At 65.6% G+C, this 20,775-nt stretch carries 14 protein-coding genes and 1 pseudogene; 8 read left to right on the forward strand and 7 right to left on the reverse strand.

What is annotated here, in order from left to right; genetic code table 11:
• Nucleotides 1-45: 45 nt before the first annotated feature.
• Complete coding sequence (locus tag NYR97_RS02345; protein ID WP_316696494.1) at nucleotides 46-906, reverse strand: FG-GAP repeat protein; 861 nt, start codon at nucleotides 904-906, stop codon at nucleotides 46-48.
• A 35-nt stretch (nucleotides 907-941) separates the two neighbouring features.
• Entirely contained in the window at nucleotides 942-1,415 is a 474-nt protein-coding gene (locus NYR97_RS02350) for a DUF3574 domain-containing protein (protein ID WP_316696496.1), read from the reverse strand.
• 228 nt (nucleotides 1,416-1,643) lie between these two features.
• Here NYR97_RS02350 and NYR97_RS02355 point away from each other — a divergent pair, with 228 nt between their 5' ends.
• The 6 genes and pseudogenes from NYR97_RS02355 (at nucleotide 1,644) to NYR97_RS02380 (ending at nucleotide 13,653) form a co-directional block, all read left to right on the forward strand.
• Nucleotides 1,644-4,079: a TonB-dependent receptor plug domain-containing protein gene (locus tag NYR97_RS02355; protein WP_316696498.1), complete on the forward strand. Its 2,436-nt coding sequence runs from the start codon at nucleotides 1,644-1,646 to the stop codon at nucleotides 4,077-4,079.
• 257 nt (nucleotides 4,080-4,336) lie between these two features.
• Nucleotides 4,337-5,095, forward strand: a complete 759-nt coding sequence (otsB, locus tag NYR97_RS02360) for a trehalose-phosphatase (protein ID WP_316696501.1) — start codon at nucleotides 4,337-4,339, stop codon at nucleotides 5,093-5,095.
• Nucleotides 5,096-5,143: 48 nt separating this feature from the next.
• A pseudogene (locus tag NYR97_RS02365) lies at nucleotides 5,144-6,923 on the forward strand (glycoside hydrolase family 15 protein).
• A complete protein-coding gene (gene otsA, locus NYR97_RS02370) occupies nucleotides 6,920-8,287 on the forward strand; it encodes an alpha,alpha-trehalose-phosphate synthase (UDP-forming) (RefSeq protein ID WP_210763051.1) in 1,368 nt (455 codons plus the stop codon). Before NYR97_RS02365 ends, otsA begins: the two are co-directional and overlap by 4 nt.
• Before the next feature lie 604 nt (nucleotides 8,288-8,891).
• Entirely contained in the window at nucleotides 8,892-11,330 is a 2,439-nt protein-coding gene (locus NYR97_RS02375; protein WP_316697968.1) for a glucose/quinate/shikimate family membrane-bound PQQ-dependent dehydrogenase, read from the forward strand.
• 454 nt (nucleotides 11,331-11,784) lie between these two features.
• The gene (locus NYR97_RS02380; protein ID WP_316696504.1) at nucleotides 11,785-13,653 is read left to right on the forward strand and encodes a methyl-accepting chemotaxis protein; all 1,869 of its coding nucleotides are present in this window, start codon (nucleotides 11,785-11,787) and stop codon (nucleotides 13,651-13,653) included.
• A 212-nt stretch (nucleotides 13,654-13,865) separates the two neighbouring features.
• Here NYR97_RS02380 and NYR97_RS02385 read toward each other — a convergent pair whose 3' ends face one another.
• From NYR97_RS02385 to rluD, 4 genes are all read right to left on the reverse strand, one after another.
• On the reverse strand, nucleotides 13,866-14,291 hold the full coding sequence (locus NYR97_RS02385) for a thiol-disulfide oxidoreductase DCC family protein (protein WP_316696505.1): 426 nt from the start codon (nucleotides 14,289-14,291) through the stop codon (nucleotides 13,866-13,868).
• Nucleotides 14,292-14,361: 70 nt separating this feature from the next.
• On the reverse strand, nucleotides 14,362-14,886 hold the full coding sequence (locus tag NYR97_RS02390) for a DUF4166 domain-containing protein (RefSeq protein WP_316696507.1): 525 nt from the start codon (nucleotides 14,884-14,886) through the stop codon (nucleotides 14,362-14,364).
• Between the two features lie 2 nt (nucleotides 14,887-14,888).
• On the reverse strand, nucleotides 14,889-15,713 hold the full coding sequence (pgeF, locus tag NYR97_RS02395) for a peptidoglycan editing factor PgeF (protein WP_316696509.1): 825 nt from the start codon (nucleotides 15,711-15,713) through the stop codon (nucleotides 14,889-14,891).
• Nucleotide 15,714: 1 nt separating this feature from the next.
• Nucleotides 15,715-16,710, reverse strand: a complete 996-nt coding sequence (gene rluD, locus NYR97_RS02400; protein WP_316696511.1) for a 23S rRNA pseudouridine(1911/1915/1917) synthase RluD — start codon at nucleotides 16,708-16,710, stop codon at nucleotides 15,715-15,717.
• 119 nt (nucleotides 16,711-16,829) lie between these two features.
• Here rluD and NYR97_RS02405 point away from each other — a divergent pair, with 119 nt between their 5' ends.
• Nucleotides 16,830-17,711, forward strand: coding sequence for an outer membrane protein assembly factor BamD (locus NYR97_RS02405; protein ID WP_006450711.1), 882 nt, complete (start codon nucleotides 16,830-16,832; stop codon nucleotides 17,709-17,711).
• A 343-nt stretch (nucleotides 17,712-18,054) separates the two neighbouring features.
• Entirely contained in the window at nucleotides 18,055-19,032 is a 978-nt protein-coding gene (locus NYR97_RS02410; protein WP_316696514.1) for a glycoside hydrolase family protein, read from the forward strand.
• Here NYR97_RS02410 and NYR97_RS02415 read toward each other — a convergent pair.
• Nucleotides 19,026-20,666, reverse strand: coding sequence for an NAD+ synthase (locus tag NYR97_RS02415; protein ID WP_316696515.1), 1,641 nt, complete (start codon nucleotides 20,664-20,666; stop codon nucleotides 19,026-19,028). The genes NYR97_RS02410 and NYR97_RS02415 overlap by 7 nt on opposite strands.
• Nucleotides 20,667-20,775: the final 109 nt, after the last annotated feature.

Raw genomic sequence — 20,775 nt, forward strand, 5'->3', positions numbered from 1 at the left:
AGCGCGCCCGTGCGGCGTTTGCCGGCACGCTGACGCCCGCAGTCGCTACTGCGTCCGCTCCTGCATCGCCGCAGCGACCTCGATCCAGCCGACGCTGTCGCTGCGGCCGGCACTGCGATAGCGCACCTGCACGCGCGTGGCATCGGCGCTGACATCCAGCGCGTCGGCCCGATCGCCCTGCACCAGATAGCGCTTGGTGCTGGTCGCAGTCGGCGTGGCGTACAGCGGCAGGCGCGCCACCTGCACACGCAGCTGCACCGGCATGGGTGCCTCCAGCGTGGTGCCGATCTCGCTTGAAACCTTCGCCCCGCGCGCGTCGTAACGCGGCCACACCGAGAGCGGCATGCCATCGTCGGTGCCTGGATCCAGCAAGGTCTGGATATCCGGCGACGCGATCGGCTGCTGCGTCGTAGCCACATACAGGCGCCCATCGGCGGCGTAGCGATAGACGTCGGCGTACCACATCGGCCCACTGCGGCAGGAGCTGGTCAAGCTGCGCTGCTGCTTGTCGGGCGTCAGATTGAAGAAGCCTTCGCATTGCACCGCCGGGCGCGTGGGCGCGGTCAGCGCACGAAAGCGGCGTTGCGCCGGATCGAACACGAACACCAGCACAGCCTCGTTGACCTGGCCGAGCATCGCCGACACTGCCAGGTCCGGATACCCGTCGAAGTTGTAGTCGTCGCTGTCCACGCCGGTGCCGCCTTCGCCGTCGTCCACGTTCGCGTCGAACCATTGCTCCTTGCCGCCTTGGCTAAACACCACCTGCAGGCGTGGGCCGACCAGTGTGGCGGTCGCACGCGTGTGCGCGTCTATCTGCAGCTGCACGCTGGTGTCGCGTGCCAAGGACGCGAACGACACCCCGCCAAGCGCGGCGAACAACAGCGCGCGCGCAGCCCTCACACGCATTCGGCGCAGATATTCAAGGCGCGTGTTCAGCAGACTCAGAACGACACCTCAACCGCCTGCCGCGACCACAGCACCGACTGGTGCCCGGTGGCCTGCTTCCAGGCCAGGCGGATCGCCTCGATGTCGTTGCGCCGCTGCGGGGTGTCCTCGTGCAGGATCACCAGCACCTTGGTGCCCAGCCGGTTCGGCTCCTTGGCGCCGCGGAACAGCCACTGCCCGTAGGCATCGAACACGGTCAGCCCGTCCGGGAAGCGCGGGGTCACTTCCTTGTCCAGGAACGCGCGCCATTGGGTGTCGTCGATGGTGCGGGTCTGCGGGCGATCGGCCGGGCCGGTCTCCTCGCCCACGCCGAAGTACAGCTCGCTGCGCACCCAGCCGCGCGCCGTCGCCGGCCGCGCCGCATCGCCTTGCAGGCTGGCAGTGGCCGAGCCCGGCGCGCCGCCGGGAGTGGTGGCGCAGGCGGACAACGCCAGCATGGTGGCAAGCAGGCAGGACGGCAGCAACTTCATCGACTTCTCCACAACGGATATTTTTACAACGCGTATTAGGCAGGCTCATGCAGGCCGGGCATCAGCTGATGCCGGCGTGCGCGCACTGTGCCATCTCGCACGCGTCTGAACAACGCGATAATATCTCTCTATCCGGATGAATGTGGACGATCCGAACCCCTTTGCGCCCCTGCCCGGCCGGATGCCGACCGCGCGGCGCGTTCGCAGTTGCTGTCGCAGGAGAGAGAAATGACCCGCCCCACCCTTTCGGCCATCGGCCTGGCCGTCGCCGCCGTGTTGAGCGCCAATGCACAGGCCCAGCAGGCCGACTCCGGCGCCCCAACGCTGGACACGGTGATCGTCACCGGCACCCGTGCCAGCGACCGCACCGTGCTGGAATCGACCGTGCCAGTGGACGTGCTCACCGCCGAAGACATCCGCAAGGCCGGCGTGGTCAACGGCGAGCTGGGCAGCGCGCTGCAGGCGCTGCTGCCCTCGTTCAACTTCCCGCGCCAGTCCAACTCCGGCGGCGCCGACCATATCCGCGCCGCGCAACTGCGTGGGCTCTCGCCCGACCAGGTGCTGGTGCTGGTCAACGGCAAGCGCCGCCACACCTCGGCGCTGGTCAATACCGACAGCAAGATCGGCAAGGGCACCACGCCGGTCGATTTCAATTCCATCCCGATCAATGCGATCAAGCGCATCGAAGTGCTGCGCGACGGTGCCGGCGCGCAATACGGCTCGGACGCGATCGCCGGCGTCATCAACGTGATCCTGGACGACAACCCCGAGCGCGGCGAGCTGGAAGCCAGCTTCGGCGCCTACAACACCGATGTGGAGCCGATCAATCGGCGCGTCACCGACGGCCAGACCAGCTATGCCAGCGCCAAGGTCGGCAGCCTGCTCGGCGATGACGGCGGCTTCTTCAAGGTCGGCCTGGAGCTGAAGAATCGCGAGGCGACCAACCGTGCCGGCTTCGACCAGATCCCGCCGTTCGAAGAACAGACCCCGGCCAATCTGGCCCTGGCCGGCCAGCGCAATTACGTGCTCGGCGACGGCGCCACCAAGGGCCTGAACGCCTGGCTCAACACCAAGATTCCCTTCAGCGCCAACGGCGAGTTCTACGCCTTCGGCACCTACAACCAGCGCGACACCGAAGGCGCCAATTACTTCCGTTACCCGGATGGCAGCGCCAACTGGCGTGAGATCTATCCCAACGGCTACCGCCCGATTTCCGAAGGCGAGAATCGCGATCTGCAGATCGTCGCCGGTGCCCGTGGGCAGCTCGGCAACTGGGACTACGACGCCAGCGTCAACTACGGCCGCAACGACTTCACCTACCGGCTGCGCAATTCGCTCAACGCCTCGCTCGGCCCGGGCAGCACCACGCGCTTCAAGACCGGCGATTTCGCCTTCGCGCAAACCGTGGGCAATCTGGATCTGACCCGCGTGTTTGATGCCGCCGGCGCCACCCACACCTTCGGCACCGGTGCCGAATTCCGCCGCGAGCAGTACCGCACCCACGCCGGCGATCCGGCCAGCTATGCGGCCGGCCCGTTCACCGATCGTCCCACCGGCTCGCAAGCCGGCGGCGGCCTCACACCGCAGGACGAGGCCGATCTGTCGCGCAATGTGGCCAGCGCCTACGCCAACGTCTCAAGCCAGTTCGGCGACAAGTTCTCCACCGACCTGGCCGGCCGCTACGAGCATTACCAGGATTTCGGCAGCCAATGGACCGGCAAGCTGGCGGCGCGTTATGCGTTCGCACCGGCGTTCGCGCTGCGCGGGGCGGTCTCCAATAACGTACGCGCGCCCTCGCTCAGCCAGATCGGCTACGAAGCCACCTCCACCGGCTACGACGCCGCCGGCCGCCTGACCCAGGGCCGCCTGCTGTCGGTCAACAACCCGATCGCACGCGCGCTCGGTGCCACCGACCTGAAGCCGGAAAAGTCGCTCAATTACAGCCTGGGTTTCACCAGCAAGCTGGGCGATCACTTCGACCTGTCGCTGGACTTCTTCCAGATCGACATCGACGACCGCATCGCGCTGTCCGAAGACATCACCGGCGATACGCTGACCGATTTCGTGCAGCAGAACTTCGGCGTCACCGGCGTGCAGAGCGCCAGCTACTTCCTCAACGCCGCCGACACCCGCACCCGCGGCGCCGAGCTGGTCGGCAATTGGCGCCAATATGCTTTCGGCGGCGACCTGCTGCTGACCGGCACCTACAGCTATGCCAAGACCGAGTTGAAAAACGTCATCGGCACCCCGGCGCAGCTGCTGGCACTGAACCCGGACTACGTGCTGTTCGGCGTGGAAGAGAGCAATACGCTCACCGATGCCGCGCCACGCACACGCGCCGCACTGGCGGCCAACTGGAACAACGAGCACTGGAACCTGCAGACCCGCGTCAATCGCTACGGCAGCGCGACCCGCGTGTTCGACTTCGGCGGCGGCTTCGTGCCACGCCAGACCTACGGCGCGGAATGGCAGCTGGATCTGGAGGCCGAGTACCACCTGGGCACCCAGTGGACCTTGGCGATCGGCGGCCAGAACATTTTGGACAACTACTCGGACCGCTCCATCGACGACATCGCCTACTTCGGCAACCTGCCCTACGACGTACTCTCGCCGATCGGCAGCAATGGCGCATATTGGTATGGGCGGGTGCGGTATAGCTTCTGAGTGCAAGTGAAAAGCTTAAAAACCTCTCTTCCTCAGAGAGTGCTTTAGCCCCTCTCCTACGGGAGAGGGGTTGGGGTGAGGGTACGGAGCGAAGCCCTTGTGGCGTCCAACTGCACGTGGCTTCGCTCGTACCCTCATCCGCCCCTGCGGGGCACCTTCTCCCGACGGGAGAAGGACAGGCAGTCCTACGTGCCTGACCAGCACTCCCCCGCTACTGCATAACCTGAATATCACACCGCTTTGCGCACACTAGCGCGATGGCAGACGTGCATTCCCCCCTTCCGTCGCCGCCATTGCTGGACGATGCCTGCGCATTGTTTCTGGACGTGGACGGTACCCTCATCGACTTTGCCGACAGCCCCGAGGCTGTGCGGCTCTTGCCCGAGGTCCGCGAGGCCATCGGCCGCCTAAGCGACCGCCTGCATGGCGCAGTCGCACTGGTCAGCGGGCGACCGCTATCGCAACTGGATGCCTTGTTCGCACCGCTGCTGCTCCCGGCCGCCGGCCTGCACGGACACGAACTCCGCAGCGACATCGCCGCACGCGCGGCGATGCCGCAAGACACCTCCGAGTGGCTGCATGGCCTGCACAAACGCGCCGCCGCACTCACGCATCGACACCCCGGCGTGCTGGTCGAAGACAAGGGCGTCAGCGTCGCATTGCATTGGCGCGCGCAACCGCTCGCCGGCCCGGATGTTCTGGCCTTCGCGCAACAGGAAATCGCACAACTTTCCGGCTATCGCCTGCAACCTGGCGACCACGTGGTGGAATTCGTTCCCGAAGGCAGCAACAAGGGCCTGGCGGTCGAACACCTGATGCAGCACGGCGCATTCGCCGGCCGCACACCGGTGTTCGTCGGCGACGACCTCACCGATGAATTCGGTTTCGAAGCGGCCAATCGCCTCGGCGGCTGGAGCGTGCTGGTCGGCGATCGCGCGCAGACCAGCGCGCGCTTCCGTGTCGATGGCACTGCCGATGTGCATGCGTGGTTGCAACGCAACGCGCGCCCAGCCTGAGAGCCGCGCGCCTTCCCCTCTTCTCTTCAAAAGGATCGTTCGCACTCCATGACCGAGCCAAACCTGGATCTGGGCGTCATCGGCAACTGCAGTTTCGGTGCATTGGTCGATCGGCAGGCACGTGTGGTGTGGAGTTGCCTGCCGGCTTTCGATGGCGACCCTGCATTCTGCTCGCTGCTCTCGCCCAAGGGCGACGGCGGCGACTTCGCCGTCGAGCTGGAGGACTTCGAAAGCAGCGAGCAGCATTACCTGCCCAACACCGCCGTGCTGCGCACCGTGTTGCGCGACAGCCACGGTGGCGAAGTGGAAGTGATCGACTTCGCACCGCGCTGGCGCAATAACGGGCGTTTTTATCGGCCGGTGAGCATCATCCGGCAGATTCGCCCCCTGGCCGGTAACCCGCGCATCATCGTGCGCGCACGCCCGTTGGCCGACTGGGGCGGCCGCACGCCGGAAACCACCTGGGGCAGCAATCATATCCGTTGGGTACTGCCCGAATTCACCCTGCGCCTGACCACCGATGTGCCGGTGCGCTTCGTCCGCGATGGCTTGCCGTTCGTGCTCAGCCACCCGGTCAATCTGGTGTTGGGCGTGGACGAATCGCTGACCCGCTCGCTCACCGGTTACGTGCAGGAAGCGCAGGAACGCACCGAAGAATATTGGCGCGAATGGGGTGCGCTACCTGTCGATTCCGCTCGACTGGCAGGAAGCGGTGATCCGCAGCGCGATCACACTCAAGTTGTGCCAGTACGAAGACAGCGGCGCCATCATCGCGGCGATGACCACCTCGATTCCGGAAGCGCCCAATACCCCGCGCAACTGGGACTACCGCTATTGCTGGCTGCGCGATGCCGCGTTCGTGGTGCGCGCGCTCAATCGCCTGGGCGCCACGCGCACGATGGAGCAATTCATCGGCTATATCTTCAATATCGCCACCAGCGACGGCACCTTGCAGCCGCTGTACGGCATCGGTTTCGAATCGCAGCTGGAAGAGCACGAAGTCGACACCATGGACGGCTACCGCGGCATGGGCCCGGTGCGACGCGGCAACCTGGCCTGGATTCAAAAGCAGCACGATGTGTATGGCAGCGTGGTGCTGGCTTCGACGCAGCTGTTCTTCGATCTGCGTCTGAAGGATCAGGGCGATGCGGACACTTTCCGTCGCCTGGAGCCGCTGGGCGAGCGCGCGTTCGCGCTGCACAACGTCCCCGATGCCGGCCTGTGGGAATTCCGCGGCCGCGCCGAAGTGCATACGTATACGGCCGCGATGTGCTGGGCCGCCTGCGATCGCCTGTCCAAGATCGCCGACCGCCTGGTGCTGCCCGAGCGCAGCGTGTATTGGAGCGAACGTGCCGACAGCATTCGCGAGCGCGTGCTGACGGAAGCCTGGAGCGACGAACACGGCCACTTCACCGACACGCTCGGTGGCCACCGCCTGGATGCCTCGCTGTTGTTGCTGGCCGATATCGGCATCGTGGGCAACGACGACAGCCGCTTCGTGCGCACCGTGGAAGCCGTCGGCCGCGTGCTCAAGCATGGCGATGCACTGTATCGCTACATCGCACCGGATGACTTCGGTGCGCCGGAAACCAGCTTCACCATCTGCACGTTCTGGTACATCGACGCGCTGGCCGCGATCGGTCGCAAGGACGAAGCACGTGAACTGTTCGAGCGCATTCTCTCGCGCCGCAATCACCTCGGCTTGCTGTCCGAGGATCTATCGTTTGAAGACGGCGAAGCCTGGGGGAATTTCCCCCAGACCTATTCGCATGTGGGTTTGATCATTGCAGCGATGCGCTTGTCGCGGAGCTGGCAGGAGGCGTCATGAGTCGTTTGGTGGTGGTATCCAACCGCGTTGCAGTGCCCGGCGAAAACCGTGCGGGCGGCCTGGCGGTTGGCTTGTTGGCCGCGCTCAAGGAGCGCGGTGGGGTGTGGTTCGGCTGGAGCGGCAAGACCGTGCGCGGCGATAGCGGCGGCATGCATGAGCAGACCGATGGCGACATCAAGTTCGTCACCATGGACCTCAACAAACGCGACATCGATTCGTACTACAACGGCTTCGCCAATCGTACCCTGTGGCCGCTGCTGCACTTTCGTCTGGACCTGGTCGATTACGACCGCGCCACGCGCGAAGGCTATATGCGCGTCAATCGGCTGTTCGCCGAAAAACTGGCGCCGTTGCTGAAAGACAGCGACACGCTGTGGATCCACGACTACCACATGATTCCGCTGGGCGCGATGCTGCGCGAGCTGGGTGTGGGCTGCAAGATGGGCTTCTTCCTGCACGTGCCGATGCCCTCGGCCGACCTGATGCAGGCCATGCCCGATCATGCGCGTTTGTTCAGCACCTTCTATGCGTACGATCTGGTGGGCTTTCAGACCCAGCGCGATGCGGAGCGCTTCAAGGCCTACGTGCGTCTGTTCGGCGGTGGGCGCATTCTCGAAGGCGACATTGTCGAAGGTCCGGGCGGGCGTCGTTTCAGCGCAGCCTCCTTTCCCATCGGCATCGATACCGAGTTGATCGCCAACCAGGCGAAGGCCTCGGTCGGCAAGCAGGCGGTACGCGATCTGCGCGAAAGCCTGCGCGGCCGTCAGCTGGCGATCGGTGTCGATCGTCTGGATTATTCCAAAGGCCTGCCGGAACGCTTCCAGGGATTCGAGCGCTATCTGGAACGCTATCCGGAGCAATCCGGCAGCCTGACCTATCTGCAGATCGCGCCGGTCTCGCGCGGCGACGTCAACGAGTATCGCCAGCTGCGCGGGCAGTTGGAGCAGATCGCCGGCCACATCAACGGTGGACATGCAGAGCCGGATTGGACGCCGCTGCGCTACGTCAATCAGAACTTCAGCCATGCCACGTTGACCGGTTTCTATCGCGCCGCCTCGGTCGGGTTGGTCACGCCGCTGCGCGATGGCATGAATCTGGTCGCCAAGGAATTTGTGGCCGCGCAGGATCCGCAAAATCCAGGCGTGCTGGTGCTGTCGTTATTGGCCGGTGCGGCCGACGAAATGAAAGAGGCGCTGCTGGTCAATCCGCACGATCTGGATGGCGTAGCCGATGCGATTGCGACTGCCGCCAGCATGCCGTTGGCCACGCGCATCGAGCGCTGGCGGGCGATGATGGATCACCTGCGCAAGAACAACATCAACCACTGGCGCCAGCGCTACCTGCAGGCACTTGCAGATATCTGACTCCGGTTTCCGCAAGCTGTCAGCACCATGCTGTTGGCAAACAGAAGCGCTGCGCACCGGCAGCGCCCCCCTTCTCCCCTCGGGAGAAGGTGCCCGAAGGGCGGATGAGGGTACGCGTGCACGTACAAGTCAAAATTTCCGAAGCGCAAACCCCAGCTTCCAGAAATCTCCCCTCCCGAATGCCAAATCCCCGCCTCGCCGCCTGAGTCAATAACTCAATAGAACTACTGCAGGATCCTGCATTTGCCACCACACGCGAATGCACCCGACACCGCCTGCCACCCAAAGCAATCTCCAGCCGCATCGGATTTGAGCAATTCCAACGTTCCAGATGTACAGCCTGGAACGTTGGTTCTCATTCCGTCACGGACACGAGCGTGGTTGCGGTCTAAAATATTCACATGAGTAGCGCTGAGGACCCTGGGAGGGGCTGCGCGTTCATATCCGGACGTTCGATTTAGGACGTTTTTGTTAGATCGGGGCCGCCCTTTGCCAGCCTGTGATCTTTCTCCCTCCACGACTCGCCACCGTCTGCCGGTGCCTGGGTCCTTCCTGACATCTCAAAATGACTGATCAATCCTCAAAACGTGGGCTAGGCACTTGGTTGCTGGTGGCCTATGCGGTGGTGATCGCCGTGCTCGGTGCGGTGCTCGCCTACGAAGGCGGCCGCCTGGTTGCCGTTGGCGGTTCCTGGTACTACCTGTTGGCAGGCATCGGCCTGTTCCTGGCTGGCGTCTTGCTGGCGCTGGGCAAGCGTGCCGGCCTGTGGCTGTTCGGCGCCACGCTGGCGGCCACCATCGCCTGGGCGCTGTGGGAAGTGGGCCTGGATGGCTGGGGCCTGGTCCCACGTCTGGCCATGATCTCGGTGCTGGGCCTGGTGCTGCTGCCGTTCTGGGGCGTGGCGCGCAGGCGCATGCAGCCGTTGTCGGGTCTGGGCTATGTACTGGTGACCGGCGTGCTGCCGATCCTGGGCGCAGCGCTGATCCTGTGGCCGTTGCTGCTGCCGCGCAATGTCGAACTGGCCGATGCCTCCAAGCTGCCGGCCGAGAACGCAACGCCGTTCAGCCGCGCCAACGTGCCTAGCCCGGACGGCAACGTCGCGGCCAACCACGATGCCAGCAACTGGACGTCGTACGCCGGCTCCAACCTGTCCAACCACTACACTCCGGGCGCGCAGATCACCCCGGAAAACGCCAAGCAGCTCAAGGTGGCCTGGGAATTCCATACCGGCGATCTGAAGCCGGCCGGCTCCAAGCTGGGCTACGCCTTCCAGAACACCCCGCTCAAGGTCGGCGAGCTGCTCTACATCTGCACCCCGACCCAGAAGGTGATCGCGGTGGAAGCGGCCAACGGCAAGGAGCGCTGGCGCTTCGACCCGCAGACCAACCCGAAGGCGATGGCCGGCGTTGCCGCCACCACCTGCCGGGGCGTGTCGTACTACCAGGCGCCGGAAGGCACCGCCGAGTGCCCGACCCGGATCTTCTGGCCGATGGTCGATGGCCGCCTCGGCGCGCTGGACGCGCAGACCGGCAAGCTGTGCGCCAGCTTCGGCAATAACGGCTATGTGGACCTCAATGCCGGCACCGGCAACACCAAGCCGGGCTTCGTCGGCCCGACCTCGCCGCCGGTGGTGATGCGCGGCGTGGTGATCCAGCCCACCGGCCAGGTGCGCGACGGCCAGGAAGGCGATGCGCCCTCGGGCGTGGTGCGTGGCTTCGATGCGCTCACCGGCCAGCTGCGCTGGGCCTGGGACCTGGGCAATCCGGAGATCACCGCCGAGCCGCCGGCCGGCCAGACCTACACCCGTTCGACCCCGAACGTGTGGTCGCTGATGTCCGCCGACGACGAGCTGGGCTTGGTCTATCTGCCCACCGGCAACGCCTCGGGCGATTTCTTCGGCAAGGGCCGCACGCCGCAGGATGAGGAATACACCGCCTCCCTGGTCGCCGTGGACGCGGCCACCGGCAAGGAGCGTTGGCACTTCCGCACCGTCAACCACGACCTGTGGGATTACGACATCGGCCCGCAGCCGAACCTGGTCGATTGGCCGGTCGCTGGCGGCGGTACCCGTCCTGCGGTGATCCAGGCCACCAAGTCCGGCCAGGTGTTCGTGCTGGACCGCGCCACCGGCGAGCCGATCATGCCGGTCAAGCAGATCGCCGTGCCGCAAGGGACCGATCACGGCGACTTTACCGCTGCCACGCAGCCGATCTCGCCGGGCATGCCCAATACCGTGGGCGCGCCGAGCCGCGAGTACGAAACCATCGTCGAATCCGATGCCTGGGGCATGACCCCGTTCGACCAGCTGGCCTGCCGCATCCAGTTCAAGCAGCTGCGCTACGAAGGCATGTTCACCCCGCCGACCCTGCAGGGCTCGCTGGCCTTCACCGGCAACCACGGCGGCATCAACTGGGGCGGCGTCTCGGTCGATCTGCAGCGCGGCATCATGGTGATGAACAGCAATCGCCTGCCGTACACCTTGCAGGTCTATACCCGCGAGAAGATGGACGAGCTGGGCGTGGTGTCGGTGTTCGACGGCAAGAGCAAGACCCCCGGCTACATGGCGCAGAAGGGCCTGGCCTACGGCGCGCGCAAGGAGCCGTGGATGTCGCCGCTCAACACGCCGTGCGTGGCACCGCCGTGGGGCTACATCTCCGGTGTGGACCTGCGCACCCAGCAGGTGATCTGGCGGCGTCCGCTGGGCACCGGTTACGACCAGGGCCCGATGGGCATCCCGTCCAAGACTAAGTTCGAGATCGGCACGCCCAACAACAGCGGCTCGCTGGCCACCGCCGGCGGCGTGACCTTCATCGGCGCGACCCTGGACGACTTCATGCGCGGCTTCGACACCCGCACCGGCAAGCAGGTCTGGGAGACCCGCGTGCCGGCCGGCCCGCAGGCCGCCCCGCTGAGCTACACCATCGACGGCAAGCAGTACATCGTGGCCGCCGTGGGCGGACACGACCGCATGGAAACCAAGTCCGGCGACAGCGTCATCGCCTGGGCATTGCCGGACGATGCGCAGGCCACGCCGGCCAAGTAATCGGCCGACACTGCGTTAGTGAATGCAACAGATTGAACCGACCGTCGCGAGACGGTCGGTTTTTTTATGGGGAATTGGGAATCGGGAATCGGGAATCGGGAATCGCAATAGCGTGTGTGAGCGTCGCGGCTGATGGGGCGTGCGTCTCGCAAACCCGCGCCGCGCATTGCCCGTCTCCCAGGAAATTTGGCGAGATTTCAGGTGATTAGATTTCACACGGAATTTACATTTCAGAAGGCGAGCGGCAGACCTGATCCGCAGTCCGTTGTGTACCGAGCCGCACTGAAACCGCTTCCAAATCAATCACATCGGTCTTTTTAGCCATATAGGTCGCACGTTCCGACGAACGGCAATTTCACGCCGTCATGATTCGGGCTCAGCCGCCGATACCCCATTGCAGCGTATTTCCTGCCGGACGCGTCCCCATCCCAGATCACCTAGTCGGACCCAGCCTATGTTGCCTTCACACGATGCCACCGCTGTCCCCCGCCCATCTGCCGGCAGGAGCCTTGCGCGTGCCACCGGAACGGCCTGGGTGCCCGCCGCCGCGCAGATCGGCTTGCTGTGCGTGCTGATGCTCTACGCTGCCACGCTGGTTCCCGGCGGCTTCTGGGCAGGGCTTGGGAAGATGGTACCGGCGCTGCTGGTGCTGAGTGCAGGCAGCGCCGGTCTGTACTGGTGGTCGCGTCGCCGCAGCAGCGCGCAGTTGGAACAGGCGATCGGTGCAGTCACCGCGATCGGCAATGAGCGCTTCCAGCGCCTGGATCTGCGCAACGCCTCGGGCGAACTCGCCCCGCTGCTGCATGCGCTGCAGGCGACCCAGGACAAGCTGGCGATCCGCATCGACGTGATGGAACAAGGCCTGCGTCATGGGCAATTCGTGATCAAGGCACTCGACGATCTGGACACCATGATCCGCATCGCCGACGACGACGGCCAGGTGCTGTTCGCCAACCGCAAGCTGCTCGCGATGCTCAAGCTGATCGAGCCGGATGTGCAGAGCTTCCGCCCCAGCTTCCATGCCGAAGGCTTCGTCGGCGGCAGCATCGGCGACATCTATCCGGACAGCCAGGCCGCCATCGACCGCATGCGCGCATTGAATGCCTCCAAGGCCGTGCGCGCGCCGTTCTTCGGCCGCCAGATCGACTTCGTCTACAGCCCGATCATCGCCGCCGACGGCACCAAGCTGGGCACCATCGCGCAGTGGGTGGACGTCACCGCGCAGGTCAACGCCGAGCAGGCACTGATCCAGGTCATCGATGCCGCCGCGGTCGGCGATTTCAGTCGGCGCATGCAGATGGACGGCATGGACGGTGTCCTGCTGTCGCTGGCCCAGGGCATCAACCGCATCTACGACTCGGTGGAAACCCACCTGGCCGCGTTGGCACGCGTGATCGGCGCCATGGCCGAAGGCGACCTCACCCAGCGTGTGGAGGGCGATGCGCACGGCATCTTTGCGCGCCTGCGCGACGACACCAACCAGACCGTGACCCGGCTGACCGAGATCATCGGCGGCATCCAGGTTGCCTCCGACACCATTCGCCAGGCGGCGGTGGAAATCGCCGCCGGCAACACCGACCTGTCCGAACGCACTGAGCAGCAGGCGGCCAATCTGGAAGAAACCGCCAGCTCCATGGAAGAACTCACCTCCACCGTGAAGCAGAATGCGGAAAGCGCGCTGCAGGCCAATCGTCTGGTGGTGCGCACCGGCGAAGTGGCGCAGAGTGGCGGCAAGGTGATGGACGATGTGGTGTCCACCATGAGCCAGATCAGCACCGCCTCGCGCAAGATCGGCGAGATCATCGGCGTCATCGACGGCATCGCCTTCCAGACCAATATCCTGGCGCTCAACGCTGCAGTGGAAGCCGCACGCGCGGGCGAACAAGGCCGTGGTTTCGCCGTGGTCGCCTCGGAAGTGCGCGCATTGGCGGGGCGCTCGGCCGATGCGGCCAAGGAGATCAAGACGCTGATCGCCGACTCCACCGACAAGGTGGAACTGGGCTCGGGCCTGGTGCACCGCGCCGGCGCGACCATGCGCGAGATCGTCGGCTCGGTGAAACACGTCACCGACATCATGAGCGAGATCACCGCCGCCAGCGCCGAGCAATCCAGCGGCATCGAACAGGTCAACCGCACCGTCGCGCAACTGGACGAAGTCACCCAACGCAACGCCGCGCTGGTGGAAGAAGCCACCGCCGCTGCACGCAGCCTGGAAGAACAGGCAGTGGAGCTGGCCGATGCGGTGTCGATCTTCCGCCTGCAGCCTGCCCATAGCGGCAACGCAAACGTAGTGCGTGCAAGTTTTGGAAACGCGGCGGCGTAAGTCGTCGACGCACCGAATCGCGGAATCAGCGTTGGCGACAAGCAAATGTGCCGGTCCGCAGTTCCAGATCCAACACATGCGACCGAATAACCAGCCATCGTGAAAATCGGGGCGCTATCGTAGGAGCGTGCTTGCGCGCGATGAAGCCTTATCGGTAACGCCCATCGCGCACAAGTGCGCTCCTACGCGGAGCTCGCTCGCTGGGATAAGCGCTAATCCAGAAACCGCGCACGCTGCTCGGGGCTTGGCAGCATGCAATGCTCGGTGCGACCGAACCAGCGATAGCGATTGCGCGCGATCAGGCGATAGCCGGTGTCGCGCACGCCGCTGGGCACCACACGCAACACAGTGGCCAGCCGCCAGATGCCGCCTAAGCCAGCCAGGACACGCACGATTGCATCGCTATCGGTCCAGGCGCCGCTGGCATCCACCAGCAGGAACGACAGCGGGTCGTCCGGATCCAGACCGTGCTGCAACAACAGCGCGCGTCCGGCCTGGCCCTGCATTGCGGCAAAGCGATAATGCCCACGCCGATCGTGACGCAGCAGAAATTTGACCCAGCCATTGCACAGCAGACACACGCCATCGAACACGATGATTGCAGGCGCCGCGTGCGGCTTATCGCCAGGCGGCTTCACGCGACACGGCTCTGAATGAGACAGCGCCGAGTGAGACGGCTCTGAGTGAGACGACTCAACGAGCGGTGGATCAACGCGGTTCAAGCCAACCCTCATAGCGAATGAACGGGCCGACCAGCGGCAGGTGCACGTCGACCAGAAATCCATAGCGCCCAGCGTCGGCATGCTCGCGGCACCGCACCTGATCGAACCAGCGCGCCGGCAAGGGAATCCAGCCGAATGCCCACACCCGGGTGGCCTGCCAGTACAGCGACTGCGTATCGGCGTGCAGCGCGAATTCGAAGCGCACCGCGCCCAGGTGTTCGCGCAAGCCGTTGCCGTGCCGCCACAAGCGCGAGTGCATCGGCAGGCCGTCAAAACAGCGATGCCAGCGCTCGCCATTCGCGTCGGCAAGAAACTCCACTTCGACCTCCACTTCGCCGCTGCGCGGCAACCGGCTCAGCAACGCCAGCACCGGCACCAACAGATGGCGACCGCGCTGGATCTGCGCCCGACCGGCAAAGGTCTGCCGCTGCTGCACCGAATGCAACGCACGCACCGGCGCAGGCAGCTGCGCGAACGCGCCCTTCCCCAGCACCTGCGCGAACAACGGCATGCTCAGGGCGCGATCCAGGCCAGTGTCGCCATGCGCCCGCTGCGGCGATCGCGACGATGCGAGAAGAAGCGTTGCGGGTCGGAAATGGTGCACAACCCGCCACCATGGATGGCGCCAGCCGGCACACCGGCCCGCTGCAGGCGCTGACGCGCCAAGACATACAGATCCACCAGCCAGTGCCCCGGACGCGTGGCGACAAATGCGCTCTGCGCCTGCGCATCGTGCGCATCGTGCGCGACGAAGGCGTCGAACACGTCCTGCCCGATTTCGTACACCTGCGGTCCCGCTGCCGGCCCCAACCACGCCACCACGTGCTGCGGCGGCGTGCGCATGGCCGCCACGCTGCGCTCCAGCATGCCGTCGGCCAACCCGCGCCAACCCGCATGTGCGGCGGCGACTTCGCTGCCATCGTCAGCGGCGAGCACGACCGGCAAACAATCGGCGGTGAGGATCGCCAGCACCACACCTGGCACGTCGGTCACCGAAGCATCGGCAACCGCTTCCTGCGCACCCGGCGCGACATCGTCCGCGGCACTGATCGGCTCGCCGGTCGCAACCGGCGGCGCAGCGAAGCGCACCACCTCCACCCCATGCACCTGGCGCAACCAGTGCGGCGTGCCGGGCAGTGCCAGCGCCTCGACCAGCAGCGCCCGGTTGCGCTCCACACGTTCCGGCACGTCGCCGTCGGCAGCGTTGCGATTGCCCAGATTGAGCGTGTCGAACGGCGCCTGCGATTCGCCCAGGCCGTAACGCAGCGTGGTCAGTGCGTGGATGCGCGGCGGTGCCGGCCAATTGGCCTGCAACACGAACGGCGCGACGGCTGCCACCTTAGCGGCGTGCCTGCTCGGCGGCGCGCGCGCTGTCTTCGCGCAGCGCGGCCATCAGCCGCTGCAGGTCGGCCGGCACCGGCGCGCTGGCGCGCACCGGCTCGCCGCTGACCGGATGCAGGAACTCCAGGGTTTCGGCATGCAACGCCTGGCGCTTGAAGGTGCGCAATTCATGCACCAATTCGTCGCTGGCGCCCTTGGGCAACTTGAGCGCGCCGCCGTACAGTGGGTCGCCGACGATCGGCGATTTCAGATGTGACATATGCACGCGGATCTGATGGGTGCGCCCGGTTTCCAGCCGGCATTCCAGCGCGGTATGCGCGCGGAAACGCTCGCGCAGGCGGTAGTGGGTGACTGCATCACGGCCGTCGTCGCGCACCGCCATCTTCAGGCGATCGCGCGGATGGCGGTCGATCGGCGCATTGGCGGTGCCACCGGAGACCAGCGCACCCACCACCACCGCCAGATACTGGCGATGCACATCGCGCGCGGACAGCTGCTCCACCAGCGCGGTCTGCGCCTGCACGGTGCGCGCCACCACCATCACGCCGCTGGTGTCCTTGTCCAGACGATGCACCACGCCGGCGCGCGGCACCGCCGCCAGCGCCGGGTCGCGGAACAGCAGCGCATTGACCAGGGTGCCGTCCGGGTTGCCGGCGCCCGGGTGGACCACCAGCCCGGCCGGCTTGTCGATCACCAGCACCTGGTCGTCTTCGTACAACACGCTCAGCGGGATGTCCTGCGGCTCGGAATGGGTCTGGATTTCCAGCACCACCTGCACCTGCACGCTCTCGCCGCCGCGCAAGGTGTCGCGCGGGCGCGCCATTTCGCCGTTCAGCAGCGCATCGCCGGATTTGATCCACTCCGACAGCCGCGAGCGCGAGAATTCGGGGAACAGCTCGGCCAGCACCGCGTCGAAACGGCGCCCTGCGGCGTTGTCGGGCACGATGGCCTGGCGGATGGACGGGTCGAGGGGGTCGGCAGAGGGGTCGGACATGGACACAGGCACTCAGGCAAAAGCGGGAATTTGGGGTCCGGGCGGCGGGAGTCAGTCGCCGGACAGGCCACTAGGCTATCATCGCGCTCTCGTTTTCCTGATGCGTCCTGCCCAGACCCATGATCCGACGGTCCACGTTTTCCGCGCCTGCGCGCCTGATTGCCCTCATGCTGGTGATGGCGTTCGTCGTCACCGGTTGCCACCGCGGCGCCAAGAACAAGAATCCCGACGAAGGCATGCCGGTCGAGCAGCTGTACGGCAAGAGCCACGGTCTGATGGAGAAAGGCAACTGGGCCGGCGCCGAAGCCAGCTACAAGCGCCTGATCGCCCAGTACCCGTACGGCCCGTATACCGAACAGGCGATGATCGAGACTGCGTATGCGCAGTACAAGGCCGGCAAGCACGACGACACCGTCTCCAGCGTCGACCGCTTCATCCGCACCTACCCGACCCATCGCAACATCTCGTATCTGTACTACCTGCGCGGGCTGGCCAACAGCAACCGCGACACGGTGTTCCTGCGCCGCGTGTGGTCGCTGGACCCGAGCCGTCGCGATCTGTCCTCGCCGCAGCAGGCCTACAACGACTTCAACACCGTGACCGACCGCTATCCGAACAGCCGTTACGCGCCGGATGCGCGCAAGCGCATGATCGAACTGCGCGACGTGTTCGCCCAGCATGAGCTGGACAACGCGCTGTACTACCTGCGCCGCAATGCCTGGGTCTCGGCGGCCGGTCGTGCCAATTACCTGCTGGAAACCTATCCGCAGAGCGCCTACCAGTACGACGCGGTCGCGGTGCTGGCCGAGGCCTATACGCATCTGGGCAACAAGACCCTGGCCGCCGACGCGCGCCGCGTGCTGGAACTCAACAGCCCGCAGCATCCGTGGCTGACCGGCAACTGGCCCAAGTACCCGTGGGCCATCCGCAAGCTCAACCCGTTCGCTGGCGAGAAATCCGCCGCCAGCGGCGAGCGCAACTCGCAGATGAGTCGCGACTGAGACAGCGGACGCAGCTGAAGACACAAAGGGGCCGCAAGGCCCCTTTTTCATTACGGCAATGCGGATGCAGCAACACGCCTGCGGTGGCGGCGTGCCGATTGCCGCAGGCCATTGCGGTGCCAGACGACGGTCACGTCTGATCCACCGGGCGACCGACCGTCCAGCATGACGTATTCGCTCGCCGGCACCCCACGCGTTCTCGCAGCCCTGAGCGCTCCGGCCTGCAGCGCTTGCGAGCACGTCGCCAGACCTGGCACCAGGTCACCGAACCGCCCGCACGCGCTGCCTATACTCGGCCTCGAAGAAGATCCGACTCCCCACCGGCGCCAGCCAAGGAGGCCGCATGTCTCGCTCCATCGTGTTGTCGATGCTCGCGCTGTTGCTGGCGACACTGACCGCGACCGCTACTGCGGCGCCCATCGTCTACGGCGTCAACGCCCACGACAATCGCCCCGGCTACCCCATGGCCCAGGCCGAGGCACGCTTCAAACTGCTGGCCGCGCGCAACCTGCGCAGCTACCGGTTCGATGTGGACCCGCGCGATTACGCGACGCTGGATGCCCTGGTCCCGCTGGCGCGTCAGTACGGCATCACGTTGCGCCCGATGGTCTACCCGATGTCGCGCGAGATCGGCTATCAACTGGCGCGTCGCTATGCGGCCGACATCAAGGTCTGGGAGATCGGCAACGAACAGGATCTGGTGCGCGCCGAGGCCGATGCCCGCATCGCGGCGATGACCACGATGTATCTGGGCATGCGCCAGGCTTCCAACGAACTGGGCGCCGGCCTGCGCTTCACCATCAACATCACCGCCTGCAACAGCGACGACCGCAGCGCCAACGCGCGCTGCCCGGGCGATCGCAATGGCTCGTTGTGGTTTCTGGCCAAGGCCAAGGCGGCCGGTTTCGACTTCGACCACATCAGCTTCCACTACTACGCCTTCCACCACGATGCCGGCTACTGGACCGAGTTGTACCTGGGCCAGCTGCGCACCGCCGCGCAGACCTACAACACGCCGATATTCTTCAACGAGCTGAACTGTGCAGAGATCTATACCGGCAATACCACCGGCGGTGCGGCAGGCGATCGCGGCTGCTACGACAGCCTGGCGCAGTTGCTAAGCAACGTGCGCGCCAACTATGCCGATGTGGTGTCCGAAGTGAACGTGTACGAATTGCTGGACCAGACCACGATCCAGGGCGCCGAAGGCCACTTCGGCCTGATGTACGACCTGGCGCGGCCCAAGCCCACCCTGGACCTGCTCACCCGCTTCGCCCAACCGCCGGCCACCGCAGCGGCAGCCGGCGCGCCCGGCTACTGACCGGAGTAGCCATTGGTGATCGGGTAACGCCGCTCGCGACCGAAGGCGCGCCGCGACACCTTCGGGCCGGGCGCGGACTGATGGCGCTTCCACTCGTTGAGCCGCACCAGCCGCAACACATGTTCGACCGTATCGGCGGCGTAGCCGGCGGCGACGATGTCGTCGCGCGACTGCTCCTGATCGACGTAGCGATACAAAATGCCGTCGAGCACGTCGTACGGCGGCAGCGAATCCTGGTCGGTCTGGTTGTCGCGCAACTCGGCAGAAGGCGGGCGCGAAATCACTGCCGGCGGAATCACCGGCGCGCCGCCCACGGTATTGCGCCATTTGGCCAGGCCGAATACTTCGGTCTTGTACAGGTCCTTGAGCGGGGCGTAGCCGCCGCACATGTCGCCGTAGATGGTGGCGTAACCCACCGCGTATTCGCTCTTGTTGCCGGTGGTCAACAGCAGCCCGCCGAACTTGTTGGACAGCGCCATCAGGATCACCCCGCGGCTGCGCGACTGCAGGTTTTCTTCGGTGATATCCGGCTGGGTGCCTTCGAACAGTGGGCCGAGTGCGGCGAGCAGGCCTTCGAACGCCGGCTCGATCGCAATGGTTTCCAGCTTGACGCCCAGCGCGCGGCATTGCTCCTCGGCCAGATCGTTGGAAAGATTGGCGGTGTAGCGCGACGGCAGCCGCACCGCGGTCACGTTGTCGCCCCCCAGCGCATCGACTGCCATCGCCAGCACCAGCGCCGAATCGATGCCGCCGGACAGGCCCAGCCACACCTTGGTAAAGCCATTCTTGCGGCAATAGTCCTGCAACCCGCGCACCACCGCGCGCCAGGCCAGCGCGTCCATGCTCTCGTCGCCATCGTCCACCCACACCACCGGGGTGAAGCTGCGCTCGCCGGCGGCGTAGTCCACCACCAGCCACTGATCGACGAACGCGGCAGCGGCCGGATGCACGGTGCCGTCGGCATCGGCCACCACCGATGCGCCGTCGAACACCAGCGCGTCCTGGCCGCCGACCACGTTGAGATAGGCAATCGCCGCCCCGCTCTCGCGGGTGCGCTCGGCCAGCAAGGCATCGCGCTGCGCGTGCTTGCCGCGCTCGTACGGCGAGGCATTGGGCACCAGCACCAGCTCGGCGCCGGCCTGCACGGTCCTGGCCAAGGGCTCGGCGAACCACAGGTCCTCGCAGATCACCACGCCCACCTGCACGCCCTTGACCGTGACCACGCAGTTGTCGCCATCCGGATCCACGTCGAAATAGCGGCGCTCGTCGAACACCGCATAGTTGGGCAACTCGCGTTTGCGATAGGTCGCTGCGATGCGCCCGTCGCGCAACACGCTGGCCGCGTTGTAGACCACGCTGCCGGCACTCTGCGGCCAGCCGACCACTGCCACGATCCCGCGCGTGCTGGCGGCGATGCGTGCCAGCGCTTCTTCGCAATGCGCCAGAAAACCGGGCCGCAGCAGCAGATCTTCCGGTGGGTAGCCGCTGATCGCCAGCTCGGGAAACAACACGATGTCTGCCCCGAACTCGTCGCGCGCTGCCACGATGAACTCGATGATGCGATCGGTATTGCGCGCCACGGCGCCGACCGGGAAGTCGAACTGCGCCATGGCGATGCGAAGGGTCTGGGACATGGGAAGGCCTATGCGAATGCGGCTGGAGAGGCGTGGCTGCTCCGCACCCCGCAACAGACCGGGATGCAGACCGGCGTCGCCGCCAAGCCTGCATTATTCCAGAAGCGCG

This window comes from Xanthomonas hydrangeae (assembly GCF_032697525.1).
Taxonomy (GTDB): Bacteria; Pseudomonadota; Gammaproteobacteria; order Xanthomonadales; family Xanthomonadaceae; genus Xanthomonas; species Xanthomonas hydrangeae.

Bases quoted from the DNA above. Each gene is read 5' to 3' on its own strand.
- NYR97_RS02410 (WP_316696514.1), top strand. From the start codon at position 18,055: ATGTCTCGCTCCATCGTGTTGTCGATGCTCGCGCTGTTGCTGGCGACA.
- NYR97_RS02345 (WP_316696494.1), bottom strand. From the start codon at position 906: ATGCGTGTGAGGGCTGCGCGCGCGCTGTTGTTCGCCGCGCTTGGCGGG.
- NYR97_RS02405 (WP_006450711.1), top strand. From the start codon at position 16,830: ATGATCCGACGGTCCACGTTTTCCGCGCCTGCGCGCCTGATTGCCCTC.
- rluD (WP_316696511.1), bottom strand. From the start codon at position 16,710: ATGTCCGACCCCTCTGCCGACCCCCTCGACCCGTCCATCCGCCAGGCC.
- otsA (WP_210763051.1), top strand. From the start codon at position 6,920: ATGAGTCGTTTGGTGGTGGTATCCAACCGCGTTGCAGTGCCCGGCGAA.
- NYR97_RS02415 (WP_316696515.1), bottom strand. From the start codon at position 20,666: ATGTCCCAGACCCTTCGCATCGCCATGGCGCAGTTCGACTTCCCGGTC.
- NYR97_RS02390 (WP_316696507.1), bottom strand. From the start codon at position 14,886: ATGCCGTTGTTCGCGCAGGTGCTGGGGAAGGGCGCGTTCGCGCAGCTG.
- NYR97_RS02380 (WP_316696504.1), top strand. From the start codon at position 11,785: ATGTTGCCTTCACACGATGCCACCGCTGTCCCCCGCCCATCTGCCGGC.
- otsB (WP_316696501.1), top strand. From the start codon at position 4,337: ATGGCAGACGTGCATTCCCCCCTTCCGTCGCCGCCATTGCTGGACGAT.
- NYR97_RS02355 (WP_316696498.1), top strand. From the start codon at position 1,644: ATGACCCGCCCCACCCTTTCGGCCATCGGCCTGGCCGTCGCCGCCGTG.
- NYR97_RS02350 (WP_316696496.1), bottom strand. From the start codon at position 1,415: ATGAAGTTGCTGCCGTCCTGCCTGCTTGCCACCATGCTGGCGTTGTCC.